At 52.6% G+C, this 268-nt stretch carries 1 protein-coding gene; it reads right to left on the bottom strand.

Features of this window, described 5'->3' with window-relative positions; translation table 11 throughout:
* Positions 1-17: 17 nt before the first annotated feature.
* The coding region (locus tag ACZ3GY_RS24105; RefSeq protein ID WP_465912277.1) for a hypothetical protein at positions 18-268 on the bottom strand (251 nt) is incomplete at its 5' end.

The raw sequence follows: 268 nt of genomic DNA, 5'->3' as shown, positions 1-268 counted from the left end.
GCCAGCAACTTTGCCGACTACACCCCTTTGACATCCGGCGGAGTAACAACAGATGCAGCCAGATAACGCCACACAGTACCATCCCAGCGGTAGGTGTGCAAGACTACCTGAGCATTGTTGTCTTTCTTCCGAAATACCGCTTCGCTCAGTTCTATCAAGGGCGGGGCAAGATGTCCACCATCTAATGGCCCACCCACCATGTTCGGTTCGTCCATCAGTAGTTCGGGTAGAACAACCTCACGAACAGGGAAACGAAGGAAATGATGGC

The sequence above is a fragment of the Pseudomonas sp. PME37.24/006 genome, assembly GCF_055556635.1.
This window is presented reverse-complemented; position numbering and strand designations above follow the sequence as displayed.